Annotated in this window: 11 protein-coding genes and 3 pseudogenes; 7 read left to right on the top strand and 7 right to left on the bottom strand. The window is 67.9% G+C overall.

The genetic code is table 11. The features are described from left to right. Positions 1 to 915: 915 nt before the first annotated feature. The 3 genes from ACFXMG_RS31290 (at position 916) to ACFXMG_RS31280 (ending at position 4,379) form a co-directional block, all read left to right on the top strand. Positions 916 to 2,112 (top strand): hypothetical protein, encoded by a 1,197-nt coding sequence (locus ACFXMG_RS31290; RefSeq protein ID WP_383830712.1) that lies wholly within the window; start codon positions 916 to 918, stop codon positions 2,110 to 2,112. Between the two features lie 373 nt (positions 2,113 to 2,485). Next, the gene (locus ACFXMG_RS31285; protein WP_383830709.1) at positions 2,486 to 2,797 is read left to right on the top strand and encodes a hypothetical protein; all 312 of its coding nucleotides are present in this window, start codon (positions 2,486 to 2,488) and stop codon (positions 2,795 to 2,797) included. Positions 2,798 to 3,746: 949 nt separating this feature from the next. Continuing rightward, entirely contained in the window at positions 3,747 to 4,379 is a 633-nt protein-coding gene (locus ACFXMG_RS31280) for a hypothetical protein (protein ID WP_383830707.1), read from the top strand. A 120-nt stretch (positions 4,380 to 4,499) separates the two neighbouring features. On the opposite strand, the gene ACFXMG_RS31275 is transcribed toward ACFXMG_RS31280, so the two are convergent. Further along, positions 4,500 to 4,733 carry a hypothetical protein gene (locus ACFXMG_RS31275; protein ID WP_383830704.1) on the bottom strand — a complete coding sequence of 78 codons (234 nt, stop codon included), beginning with the start codon at positions 4,731 to 4,733 and terminating at the stop codon, positions 4,500 to 4,502. A 139-nt stretch (positions 4,734 to 4,872) separates the two neighbouring features. Here ACFXMG_RS31275 and ACFXMG_RS31270 point away from each other — a divergent pair. Together ACFXMG_RS31270 and ACFXMG_RS31265 are read left to right on the top strand one after the other, a co-directional pair. Next, a pseudogene (locus tag ACFXMG_RS31270) lies at positions 4,873 to 5,913 on the top strand (IS630 family transposase); the annotation flags it as partial. 31 nt (positions 5,914 to 5,944) lie between these two features. After that, positions 5,945 to 6,265 (top strand): MafI family immunity protein, encoded by a 321-nt coding sequence (locus tag ACFXMG_RS31265; protein WP_383830702.1) that lies wholly within the window; start codon positions 5,945 to 5,947, stop codon positions 6,263 to 6,265. Positions 6,266 to 6,526: 261 nt separating this feature from the next. Here the strand turns inward: ACFXMG_RS31265 and ACFXMG_RS31260 are convergent, their stop codons facing one another. The 6 genes and pseudogenes from ACFXMG_RS31260 to ACFXMG_RS31235 form a co-directional block, all read right to left on the bottom strand. Beyond that, the gene (locus ACFXMG_RS31260) at positions 6,527 to 7,204 is read right to left on the bottom strand and encodes a DUF317 domain-containing protein (protein ID WP_383830699.1); all 678 of its coding nucleotides are present in this window, start codon (positions 7,202 to 7,204) and stop codon (positions 6,527 to 6,529) included. A gap of 73 nt (positions 7,205 to 7,277) precedes the next feature. Further along, positions 7,278 to 7,553 carry a hypothetical protein gene (locus tag ACFXMG_RS31255; RefSeq protein ID WP_383830696.1) on the bottom strand — a complete coding sequence of 92 codons (276 nt, stop codon included), beginning with the start codon at positions 7,551 to 7,553 and terminating at the stop codon, positions 7,278 to 7,280. Between the two features lie 37 nt (positions 7,554 to 7,590). Continuing rightward, on the bottom strand, positions 7,591 to 7,845 hold the full coding sequence (locus ACFXMG_RS31250; protein WP_383830693.1) for a hypothetical protein: 255 nt from the start codon (positions 7,843 to 7,845) through the stop codon (positions 7,591 to 7,593). A 184-nt stretch (positions 7,846 to 8,029) separates the two neighbouring features. Further along, positions 8,030 to 8,830, bottom strand: a pseudogene (locus tag ACFXMG_RS31245) (transposase family protein). Positions 8,831 to 9,150: 320 nt separating this feature from the next. Then, the gene (locus tag ACFXMG_RS31240; RefSeq protein ID WP_384120229.1) at positions 9,151 to 9,813 is read right to left on the bottom strand and encodes a DUF6461 domain-containing protein; all 663 of its coding nucleotides are present in this window, start codon (positions 9,811 to 9,813) and stop codon (positions 9,151 to 9,153) included. A gap of 341 nt (positions 9,814 to 10,154) precedes the next feature. Beyond that, positions 10,155 to 10,478: pseudogene (locus tag ACFXMG_RS31235) on the bottom strand (transposase family protein); the annotation flags it as partial. Positions 10,479 to 10,581: 103 nt separating this feature from the next. On the opposite strand from ACFXMG_RS31235, the gene ACFXMG_RS31230 reads away from it, so the two are divergent. Further along, positions 10,582 to 11,658 carry a hypothetical protein gene (locus ACFXMG_RS31230; RefSeq protein ID WP_384339149.1) on the top strand — a complete coding sequence of 359 codons (1,077 nt, stop codon included), beginning with the start codon at positions 10,582 to 10,584 and terminating at the stop codon, positions 11,656 to 11,658. Continuing rightward, the gene (locus ACFXMG_RS31225; protein WP_383830851.1) at positions 11,579 to 11,878 is read left to right on the top strand and encodes a hypothetical protein; all 300 of its coding nucleotides are present in this window, start codon (positions 11,579 to 11,581) and stop codon (positions 11,876 to 11,878) included. Before ACFXMG_RS31230 ends, ACFXMG_RS31225 begins: the two co-directional genes overlap by 80 nt. Positions 11,879 to 11,963: the final 85 nt, after the last annotated feature.

Here is an 11,963-nt window from a genome sequence, read left to right as displayed (position 1 = left end):
TCGTCGACACGCACCTGTCCCGCGCGGTCGACAAGGCACAGGGCTGACCGAACGCAGACGCAGACGGCCGCTGGGCTCCGAATTCGGAGCCCAGCGGCCGTCTGCGTTCCCCGTCGAGCAGTGGCGCGCGGCACTTCATCTGCAAGCATGGCTCCGGCCCTCGCCGTCAGTGATCACCTTCGCCGTGACGGTGTGGCCCCGCCGCACCCGCAGCCCGCGTCCCATCGGATCCAGCCGGTGCAATGCGGTGTGCGGGGCCCGCGGTCGACGAGCTCGTCGTCGCCGGCCAGGTGGCACGGTCCCAACAGTCATAGGCGTTCTGGTCCCCTGCCTGCCATCTCGGATCGCGCTACCCGGAGATTGCTCGGCCGTTCGAGACGACCATGCCTCCAACCTGACAGACTTTCCTTCCATTTTCCGGCAAAGCGGGCTCCCGCCTGGCAGGCCCATGGATGCCTGTGAGCCAGGGCACGATGGCCCGCCAACGCTCTCCGCCGATAGTCGCGCGCCCGCTCGCGGCAGCCCGCACGCTCACCCTCGTCAAAGCGTCTTGACCAGGGTTGGGGTCCCTCTCGGGAAGCGACGCGGGATACCAAAGTTCGCCTTTCGGCCGGAGCGCGCCAGTGATGCCCTCACCTCCCCCTTGCGATCAGGGTGAGACCACACACAACTCCCCATAACAAGCGTCGAGTTGCTAGGAATCCGATGGTCAAGCACGGTCATCACCAGTAGGTTCACGGCATTCGAACGAGGCCCGCTTGTTCGACGCTCAAGGGGAGGTAGCAGATCGTGAAGCCCAGGGGGGGAACCTTGGCTATAGGACTCGCGGTTCTGGCGCTGACGCTGGGGATGGCCCCGGTAGCGGCGTTCGGTGAAGATTCCGCACCTCAGCAGGAGGGTGCGGCATCGCCACCGGTGACCGAGCCCTACGCACCGCAGACCAGGTCCGCGTGGACCATCGAGCCCGGACCCGCGCCGGCCAGCCTCGACGCGACCTCACCGACCGATGACGTCATGCCGGTCGTCGCGGACCGCATCTACGAGCTCGGGGCGGAACGAGGATTTACGCGGCAGCAGACGGACTACGCCAGCCGATCGATCTCAGTGCTCTGGAAGGGCACTCCGCCGGCAGACGTGGCGGCCTATGCGGCGAGCAGCCCGCTCGGCGTGACAGTCAAAATCACGGGCGGTGCGAAGTATTCGCGCGCCGAAGCCGAGGCCGCGCGCACGCGTGTCCTCAACAGCCCGGAGGCCGCCCGCCTGGGTATCACCTGGAGCGATCTCAACGACGACGGCAGCGGGGTCACCGTCGGCATCGCCGCACGCTCGCACATTGCGGTCGCGGACGAGCAGCTGACTGAGCTGCGCGAGGCCGCCCAGATACCCGACGTAGCGCTCAAGACGGGTGTGCAGGCGCCTGTCGGCTATTCGCGTGGCAATGACGCGCCGCCGTGGAAGGGCGGCATCCGGACCCGTCACCCGGACGGAGGCTGTTCCAGCGGGTTCGCCGTACTGGCCGGGTCCGCCGGACGGTTGATCAGCGCGGGACACTGTGACCGGACCGGTAACGGGTCCGTCTCTGACGGTGCAGGGCAGCTCATCGCTTCCGGCAGCTCCTCCGTGGCGTATCTCCCTGGCATCGACTCCCTTCTGATCGATCCTGCGAGCTCCCCTGCCACCACCCCGAGCATCTTCCGCGGCGGATACTCGAGCACGTCCACTTCGCTCGTGAAGAACTGGGCTTCCAACTGGCCTGGAGACCCGGTGTGCTCCTCGGGTGCGAGCACGGGCGAGCACTGCGGCACGGTCTACGACGACGGCGACGTCGTCACGCTCCACGGTGCGAACGTCGGCGTGATCCAGGTCGCGGCCCCGTCCGGACAGATCATGGGCGGCCAGGGGGACAGTGGCGGACCGATGTTCAAGAAGGTCACGGGAGGGGTACAAGCCCGGGGCATTCTGCTCGGCCCGGACCTCGCCACCGGCTCCTCCACGTACTCCTGCGGTTCCACGGATCCGAACGTCGGTCTGATCCAGTGCTCGCGCTGGATCAACTACGTGCCCATCAGCACCATCCTGAACACCTGGGGTGTCTCTCTCGAGACCGGATGACAGTCCCCGGTCTCCGGCCGGAACCAGCACCATCGGCCCGCACCGCTCGTCTCGGCGACAGGGCGGGCCTCACCCTCTTGCACACACCGTGTCGGAATGACCCCATCACGCGAAGGAGCGGGACCTGATGCCCAGAACCCCGGACCGGCACGCCAACGGCGGCGGCAAGACAGCGCAGACGATGCAACGGCGAACCAGCCGAACGCTCCGTGGCACAGCCGTCTTCGCAGGCTGCCTGCTCCTCGCCACGGCGACCGCAGCGTGCGGCAAGGCAAGTGAGAAGCCTACGCAGACCGGGGACAACCCCGCAGCCGTGAAACCGGCGAGCACCAGCTCGGCAGCGACCTCGAGCCAGAAGCCCCCCGCCCAGATCGTGACCCGTGAAGCAGACGACCCCTTCCCTGGGCTCTACGCCCATCTTCCCGGAACTCTCGTGATCACCGAGGGCAACTGCGTCGGGGTGAAGACCGCCGAGAACAAGAAGCCCGAGCTGATCGCATGGGGCAACGGCTGGTCGGCCCGCGAGGAGAACGGCAAGACGGCCGTGTACGACTCCGAAGGCAAGCTCTTCGCCCGGGAAGGCGACAAGGTGGGACTGGCCGGCGGGTACCTGGACCAGTTCGCCGACCACCCCTGCGCCACCGGCCGTGTCTTCGAGGCGAACAACGCCCAAGCTGCCCCGTAGGGAGCCGAGGAGGCCCTCCGCGCATCTTTCGGCGCGAACCAGGAGAGGCGGGCACTGCCTTGCTCGCCTGGCTGATCATTTCAGGACGAACTCAGCCACGGGCGTCCCACCCCGGCGATCACGTCGGCAGAGTGCGCTCCGTGAGTCCCCAGCTTGTTCCTGACGGCCTGTGGGGGCGGGTAGCCCGAATTGCCGCCCGCCCCCGAATACCGTGCCGATCTCCACCAGAGCCTGCACAAACAAGTCTGCAGCCTCATGCGGCTCCGCCGACCGCAAACCTCGTCCTGGAACGATCACCCAGCCCGCGGGGACCTGCTTGGTCTCAGGGCTGGCTTCTACCCGGCCCGAGCCCTTGCGAGAACACCGCTAGTGCTCTGACCGGGAAGGTTCGCCGGGTCGACGGTTCTAGCGGTTGGATGCGCGGCGACGTCCGTTCCGACCGCTGGGGGTGTGGTGGCAGAGCCCGTCCGTGTGCGCAGGTTGACCGACCAGGAGGGGCAGAAGCTGCAGCAGATCGTGCGCCGGGGCAGTTGTCGGCGTACACCTGAATGTGCTCATGCGGGTACGGGTGAACGTGCACAGTTCATGTAGTACGACAGGCGTTCCCGAGCCTGTGCAGGGGAAGGCTGCCACTGGTGTTTACGCACGGGGCTCTGGGTGTGTCAGCGGTGGCTGCGATCCTGTACCCCGTGGGCGAGAAGACCTTGTGAGCGCTCATGGATGAGCTGAGCTGTCGCCGTGGTGACCGGCACAAACGGTTTGGAGTGGCTGCGCGGGGAGCTCCTCTTCAGGTCTGGCCTCGCGGCGCAGCCACGCCGGCCAAGCGCACCCCATGGCCGCCGTGGTCTCGACACAAGGCGCCCGAGAGAGCGACCGCGGATCTCTGTTCGCGAGAAGGCTGGTGCCCCTACCCTCGTTGCACGTGAAGACGTACGGGGGAGGACGGGACATGCACGCTTCGGAGTTAGCAGCGGCAGCGGTCAGGCTGCTCACAGATGAAGCACCTACTCGAGCTGAACAGCAGGCGGCCGTCCGGGAACTGGTCTGGGGGCGGCTGGGCCGAAGTGCGTTGGGCGCCTCCGCGCTTTTACGATTCCATGAGCAGCCCGGCGAGGGCTCAGCGGCGATCGTCGCCTCCGTGCTGGCCGACGAGTTGCGCGCGGACCAGGATTTCGCCGGGCTCATGATCCGAGTCCTGCGTCTCCCTCCTGCATCCTCGGTTCAGGTACCGGCTGCCAACAGTGTTACTCAAGGCCCGGTGGCACCTCCGGTTGCACCGCCCCCACCGACCGTGTCGCCCGCTGCAGGCCGTCCAGATCCGGCTGTAGTCCGGGAGGTGTGGCTCCTCGGGCTCCCGCAGGCACTTTTGGCCTACATCGTCCTCAGCGTGGTGGTGGCGAACGATGCAGGGAAGTTCCTGGAGGTCGCCATTCTCTTGGTGTCATCCGGCTTGGCCGCCTTCGGTGTGTGGATTGGAGTACAACTCCTGCGTCGACGCATACGTGGGCATCTACTCGAAGCCGGGATCGTGCTCGACGTACTCGTGCTGGCCAGGCTGGTCCTGTGGATGGTGCAGCTCTAAGCGCCTCGTCCGGCAGTCATCAGATGCTGCAGATGTCCAACAGCGGTGCGTCCCTACTTCGGCCGTGAGGTCTTCTCGGGCCGGCTGCCGGGCACAATCCTCGGTGGATAGTGCTTTCTTTCACCACCGATCCATCCCTGCGGCCTGGCTTGTCTCGCTGAAGACCGCGTCGATCATCTGCAGGCGAGGCAGCACCACTGGGCTGAGCTGCCTCTCCCTGACCAACTGCCCAGCCAGCCGGAAGGCGTCATCGAAACCCAGGGCTTTCTCGTCCGGCGGCACGTCGTATTTCTCCAGCCAAGCCATCTGAGCCTTTGGAGCTGCCGCGACCGCGACCACCGCCTCGATCAGCATGCGACGACGCGCCGAAGGAGCAGGAACGTTCGTGAGGTCATCGTGACACTGCTCCCCTCGAGTCGAGCGGTCACCCTGTCGTCCCGCTGAGCACGTTCGCCCGTACTTCATTGAGCACATTCCTGGGTACCCCGACAGCAGTACCAGTTCGGTGCGCTACCGGCGCGCGATGATGCTGCTGGCCTCGGCCGATGGGAACCGGGTCCCGGTGATCGCGAAGCTGGTGCAGGCCGACGAGGACACCGCCCGGGATGTGATCCACCGGTTCAACGAGATCGGCCTGGCCTGTCTGGACCCTCGGTGGGCGGGGGGCCGTCCCCGCCTTCTCAGTCCTGACGACGAGGACTTCGTCGTCCAGACGGCCACCACTCGCCCGGCCAAGCTGGGCCAGCCGTTCACCCGCTGGTCCGTCCGCAAACTCGTCGCCTACCTGCGGAAAGTGCATGGTCGCGTGATCCGCATAGGTCGGGAGGCGTTACGGTCCCTGCTCGTCCGTCGCGGCGTCACCTTCCAGCGCACCAAGACGTGGAAGGAGTCCCCCGACCCTGAGCGCGATGCCAAGGTCGACCGCATCGAGGAGGTGAAGGAACGCTTCCCGGACCGCGTGTTCGCGTTCGACGAGTTCGGCCCGCTCGGCATCCGCCCCACCGCCGGAGCCGGCTGGGCTCCCACCGGTCACCCCGAGCGCCATCCCGCGACCTACCACCGCACCCACGGGGTGCGGTACTTCCACGGCTACTCGGTCGGCGACGACACACTGTGGGGCGTCAACCGGGCCAGGAAGGGCGCCGCGAACACCCTGGCCGCGCTGAAGTCGATCCGTGCGGCCCGCCCGGACGGCGCCCCCATCTACGTGATCTTGGACAACCTGTCCGCACATCGAGGCGATAAGCTCCGCAGCTGGGCGAAGAAGAACCGTGTCGAGCTGTGCTTCACTCCGACCTACGCGTCCTGGGCCAACCCGATCGAGGCCCACTTCGGGCCGCTGCGGCAGTTCACCATCGCCAACTCCCATCATCCGAACCACCCGGTGCAGACCCGGGCGCTGCACGCCTACCTGCGCTGGCGCAACCAGAACGCCCGACATCCCGACGTGCTGGCCGCCCAACGCAGGGAGCGGGACCGGATCCGCAGCGAGAAGGGCGTCCGTTGGGGCGGACGGCTGGCGAAAGCCGCGTGACCTGGCGAACAGCACCATCAACACTGACACTATGACCGTTGATCATGAGGCGCTTCACGCCAGCTGGAACCGGACCCGCAGCCACCTCGACGACGCCCGAGCCCACCTGGCAGGCCGGCCGGACACCGATCTCGCAGCCACGCTTGAGTTCTTGGAGCACAACGAGTTGGGACTCGCCTTCGACTGCCTGGTCGACGTTGGTGACGACCTCGACCTGCCGCTCGCCTTCTGGCAGCACCTGGACCGAGCAGCCCGTGAGATGCGGCTCTACAGCGAGGCGCTGCACAAGCCCCACCTGACAGCTGCCGACCTCTGCCGCCGCCACCTCGCCGCCGCCTCCGAGCGCGAATGACCCACCAACCCGGCGAACCTTCCCGGTCAGAGCACTAGCGACGCGATCCCTGGTGACAGCCGGGGCATTCGGTCAGCTGCTGAGGATCGATACGCCACGGGCCGAACCACAACTTGCGCACCTCGGCTTCATGTCGGGCCCTCTCGACGCAGCGCCCACTCATCCCGTCACTGATGCCTGTTCAGGTGGTGTGCGGTGCGGCGAGGAAGACCACGTGGCACGAGAACCTCCTGGATTACGAGCCGTTGGCGCGGGGTCGCGTCAGGTTGCCGGTGTGACGAAGAGGTGGCCGGCCGCGCTCTCCGGCGGGTTGCGGCGCAGCACCGGGGTGGGTGAGGCGAGAGATGCGGCGAAAGCGGCGACGAGATCATGGGGAGCGCTCGCGCTGAAGGCCGCGGTCCACTGGTAGGGAGCGCCGATCACCGGCGCGGCCCACGTCTGCCAGCCCGGCAGACCGGGGCGCGGGTCGCTGTCGCAGACCAGCTCTGGCAGCTCGGCCCAGGCGAACCCCGCGGACATGCCCGGGTCCCAGACTCGGGTGTCGGGGGTGTCGATGTCACGGGCCCAGCCGTGCGCGCACAGGGCGTCGAGGACGCGCTCGGGGCTGTCGTAGTTGACGGCGGGGTCGGTTCGCGCCTCGGTGGCGAGGAGGAAGTCGGCGATGGCTTCGGGGGGTGTGCCATTGGTGAAGCAGGCTGTCCAGTCCATCACGGCGCTGGCCGGGTGCTGGCGGGCCGAGACGTGCCAGGCGACCTGGAGATCGCTGAGAAGGAAGTCGTGGGAACCGCGCACCCACTCGGCTCCGGCAAGTCCGCGGGGGCTCAGGTGCAGCAGGGTGGAACGGGCCGTCGTCCATGTCGACCAGCCGGCCTCCGCCAGGACATCGGCCACGCGGTCGGCGAGCTCGTCGTCGTCGCCGGCCAGGTGGCGCGGTCGCACCCAAAACGCGGGTGGCGAGGGGTAGAGGAAGTGGTGCGGGTTCAGGGGCGCCTCCAGGCGGTAGAGAGTGGGGCTACTGCGCGACGATGCCCGTGCGCGAGCGGCGGGGCGCTTCGGCCGGCTCGTGCCAGCCTGCGGCGACGGTGACCACCGGCGGGACGGGGCCGAGCTGTTCGCCGTTCTCCGTCACGTAGACCGTGGTACGGCCGAGCGCATCCTTCATTGCAATGACGTCGGCGATGCCGTGCCGCAGAGGGAAGAACGGGTTGATGGCGAGGCGCACGGGGGCGTCGGGGTCGATGGCGGAGAGCCGGTCGATGAGGTCGCGTGCGGTGAGGATGGAGGACAACAACAGCTCCTAACGGAATCGGGCGAAAGGGGCGCGATCAGCCGTGGGCAGCGGGAACGGACGTGGCCAGCACGTGGTCGACGGCTGTGGTGACGACGCCTGCCGGGGTCTCCCTCTGGAAGGAGACGCCGTAGCCGGGCATGTCCGCGGTGCCAGTAACGGCGAGTTTCATGCCCTCTCCGTCGGTGATGACGTCCATCGGGTGCCCGGGGCCGAGCAGCCACCGCAACTTCGGCTCGGCGACGGTGGTGGAGAAGCTTGGCTCGCAGCATCGACGGTCATGGGCATTCACCTCTCTGACCTGGTGCTTTTCGGGAAGGGGTCTACGGTGACATCCCTTCCCGCCTGTCCACCAGTCCTTCCGCCCTACTTCTCGTCTGCCTCCGGCGAACCGAATGGTTCGGGCGCTGGAGTAGGGTCTCGGCTTCTGTGGCCAGACCTCGGGCAGGGTGGCCAGTGAGCCTTTTCCATCTTGATTAGCTGGCGAGTTCGAGGGCGACGACGGCCCGGACGAGGGCTGCGATCCGGGTGGTGCTGCAGCGGATTTTTCGCAGGAGCCGCCAGCACTTGAGGGTCGCCATAGCGCGTTCGTCGAGGCTGCGGATCGTGGCGTGGTCAGGGTTGTGACGTCGGCGCCGGCCGCGCAGGTGCCTCCCCCGGATCGGGACGCGTATCGCGGCGTCGGCACTCTGATACGCCTTTTCGGCCCAGCACTTGATGTTGTCGGCGGCGAGGGCGTCGGGGATGCCGTGGGTCCGGGCCGCGGTCAGGTCGTGGGTGGCTCCCGGCAGGGCGTCGGAGGCTCAGATCAGGCGTCCTGCGGGATCGGCGAGGACCTGCACGTTCATCCCGTGGTGCTTCTTCTTGCCCGAGTAGTACGGCCGGTCGGCGGCGATGCGGTCGATCGGGAACACGGTGTTGTCGAGGATCACGTACGCCTTCCGTCGAACGGTCTCCATGGCCTGCTCCAGGGTGGGCGCGAGGGCGGCGAGCAGATCGACGGCCTCGCGTATGTAGCGGTAGACCGTGGCGATTCCGATCTGGAAGCCCGTGTCGAGACGGGCGTAGGTATCGCCGCACCTCAGATGGGCCAGGACGAGCAGGGCCTGCCGGCCGCAGACCAGGCGGCGCCACCGGGAACCGATCCGGCGACGGTGGTCTGCGAGCAGACCGGCGAGGTACCGCAGGGTGCGGGGGGACAGATCGATGGCGGACGGGTAGATAAGCGCGCGAAGCTCCTGGCGGACTGGTGATCTTGGTCGTGAACCGTCTACCAGGAGCTTTCTTCATGCCCACCGCCGGGGCTGCCGATCCGACCACCCGTTAGGTTGGAAACGGCTGACTGGCGCGACGACTCCGGGTCGACATCCGACTCCCGCGCCACCAACCCGGACCGCCGCCCACTGGACTCCACCAGCGTGACCGCGTCCCTCTTGAACTCCCCGAGTACCTCACAGCACCCATGAGGACACCCTCTCCACGGCCCCGAAGATCCGCTTCTCTGAAGTGTCCACAATCCGGGGTGAAGCCCAGCTCCGACATTGCCCGATCAAGTTCGGTGGTCGTGGCCGATGGAGGCGAAATACGATCTCGCCATTCAGGACAGTCCATTTGAAGGGCCGAAATCCAGGATCGTCCCGGGTGGAACCGGTCCCTCCCCCGCGTAGGTAGCGCCCAGCGGTGCCGCCGGTGAGTCGTCCTCGGCGAGCGTCAGACTGGGCCAGGGCCCGGCGAGGGTCGCGTCGTCCAGAGTGATGCCGAGGTGGTCGAGTACGAGGGCCACCACGGGCGCCACCCCGCCGCCCTCGCTTTCGTGTGCGGCGAGCACCTCTTCCACCCGATCCCACCAGGGGCCGAGTGGTTCGGATCGGCTGTGCTCCATGCCGGGCTCGAAGTGCTCGACGCACTCGCCGTCGCGCCAGTGCTGGAAAACGTCGATTCCCTCGGTGGTCGCCATGCTGTACGTCTCGGTTCCCCGAGACAACTCCGTGAGCAATTCCTGCCCAAGACCGATGTGGCCTTCCTCCTCGACGCAGAAGGCCCATTCGCCGATCCTGCCGGCCCGCAGCAGCGAAACCATCCCGTTGCCCGAGTAGCCCGAGGGCAGATCCGAGGCCGCATCCCAGTCGAGCAGGCGCGCCCGTTCCGGATCGACCCCGTACCGGGCGAACACCTCCTCAGGGCCCAGACCGCGGGTGAAAGTAACGCATATCCAGGACCTCGCCCACTCCAGCGAAGCCACGTCCACGCCTGCACTCATGATCTGTCTCCGTCATTCACGCCTGACACCGCCCGCCAGAACCCAGCCGCCCAGGCTCTACCTGGTGAGCCAAGCACGGCGGGGAGCCCTGATCATGATGCCTGGCTCGTGCGGCGAGGTCGGTGCCTGGTAGGACTCCCAGTGGCGTCCTACCAGGCCAGGACACTTCAACAAGACTTTATTGTGCGCTCGTAGAGGCCGAATGCAGGCGTCGCTACAGGATCCGGCGGGGCCGTCGATGATTCAGCGACTGCCGGTGGCAAGTGGCGACACGCTGAAGGCTGCGGTCCGTACGACCGAGTGAGACCATGCGGGCCGCCGCCGTGCCGGTTCGGAGAGTGAGCGTGCTCGCCGAGACAGCGGATCTTGGCGTGGGTGATGTTGTGGCGGCGCTTCCACTGCTTGAGGCGCCGGCCCCGAAACGGTACGCGGACGAGTCCACCGGTGCCTTGATACGCCTTGTCCGCCCAGCATTTGAGTCCTGCTTCGGTGGGGGCTTCGATGATCCCGTGCTGTCGCGCGGCGGTCAGGTCGTGAGTCGAGCCGGGCAGAGCCGGCGAGGCCAAGAGCAGTCGTCCGAAGGGATCGGTGAGGACCTGCACGTTCATGCCGTGGCGCTTCGTCGCGGACCGGCGAGCGCCACGCGAGTGAGGTGTCAGAGCGGCGCTGTACGGCGATAACCGCGTTGCGCACGTGGGGAGTTGGTCGAGGGAGATGGGGCCGGAGCCGTGGGGGCCGAGCGTCGTGCGGGGGAAGGGTGCCGCCGGAGTGGCCGCGGTCGTGATGCTGCTGGTGGGGTGCAGTGGCGGCGGGGGCAACGGCGGGCAGAAGCCCGAGGGGCAGGAACGTACGGCCACGACGGGCGCTGCGCCCACAGAGGAGCGGAAGCCCCGGGTGGAGGTGCCCGCCGCCTTCGACGGCACCAAGGGGTGGGCCGTGGAGTCGTCGGAGGGGCTCAGCCGTCCCGTGTACGCGCCACGTACCAAGGAGGTCCTCTTCCTCAAGAACGCCCGGGACGGCAGGTCCACGCAGGTGGTGGCGCGGGATCTGCGGACCGGTGTCGTGCGCTGGACCGGCGCGCCGGTGGAGCTGCCGGTGTCGGGGCAGGACGGCTCGGTGGACGGCGAGGTGACGCTCCTCGTGACCTCGAAGGGCGAGACCGACTACGCGGTGGTGAAGTTCTCGGGCGAGACGGGCGGCGACGGGGCGTCCAAGTCCCGCGACATCACGCGGCTCACAGTGTTCCCGGCCGGCGGTTCGGGCGAGGTCGAGGCCGGCCGTACCTTCGAGTTCCCGCACAAGAGGGAGTTCTTCGCCGCCCAGGACAGCGGCGGCGTGGTCTACACCTCAACCAAGCTGTGGGGCACGGAGGCGAAGCCCGTGTCGGTGGACGTCGCCACGGGCGAGCGGACCACCTACACGACGCGCGAGCTCGCGGCCCCGAACGGGGTCCAGGGGCCGCTGGCCGCTGTGCCAGCTGCCTCCTCCTTCTGGCTCGGCGGCGGCAGCTGGCACAGCGGCCAGAGCGAGCCGTCCGACGCCACGCAGGGCATCCTCGGGTTCGTAGAGCCGCGCTACCTCGGCGGCGTGATCGTCGCGAACTGGTCCGCCGGACAGCAAGGCGCGATCCGCCGGTACGAGGTCCGCGACCCCGGCACCGGCAAGGTACGGGTCACCGTGCGCTGCGAAGGGAAGCCCGTCGACGCGGACGCGGGCCGCCCGCGACGACCTGGTCCGGCGGCCGCTACGTCCACGCGGGCCCGTCGTGCTGGACCTGCGCGAGAACAAGGGCTACTGCTTCGAGGACACCGAGGACCGCAACAGGGTCACGTTCACGTCCGTTGACGCCGAGCGCCGCATCGCCTACGGAACGGTCCCGGCCGACCGCGCCGGCTGCCCCCCGCTCCCGGTCGAGGTCGACCTGGCCACCGACAAGGTCACCCCGCTCGGCCCTGACGTCGAGCCTCCCGCCTGGGTCGCCGAGGGCGTCACCGCGTACGTCCCCGAGCACGGCGAGCGCTCGTGGGTCGCCAGCTTCACGGCGGGCTTCTACCCGTCGAAGTAAGTCGCAGCTCCGCTGCAGCACCAACCGAATCACCGACGTCGTGAAGGCCGTCCTCGTCCTTCACCACTCATCAGCAAGAGGTTGG

It is taken from the genome of Streptomyces sp. NPDC059201 (assembly GCF_042754585.1).
In the GTDB taxonomy this organism is placed as follows: domain Bacteria; phylum Actinomycetota; class Actinomycetes; order Streptomycetales; family Streptomycetaceae; genus Streptomyces.
Note: the sequence above shows the minus strand (reverse complement) of the source record. Positions and strands in the feature narration are given on the sequence as shown.

Coding starts and splice junctions, on each gene's coding strand:
- ACFXMG_RS31280 (WP_383830707.1), top strand. CDS start 3,747: ATGCACGCTTCGGAGTTAGCAGCGGCAGCGGTCAGGCTGCTCACAGAT.
- ACFXMG_RS31275 (WP_383830704.1), bottom strand. CDS start 4,733: ATGCTGATCGAGGCGGTGGTCGCGGTCGCGGCAGCTCCAAAGGCTCAG.
- ACFXMG_RS31265 (WP_383830702.1), top strand. CDS start 5,945: ATGACCGTTGATCATGAGGCGCTTCACGCCAGCTGGAACCGGACCCGC.
- ACFXMG_RS31240 (WP_384120229.1), bottom strand. CDS start 9,813: ATGAGTGCAGGCGTGGACGTGGCTTCGCTGGAGTGGGCGAGGTCCTGG.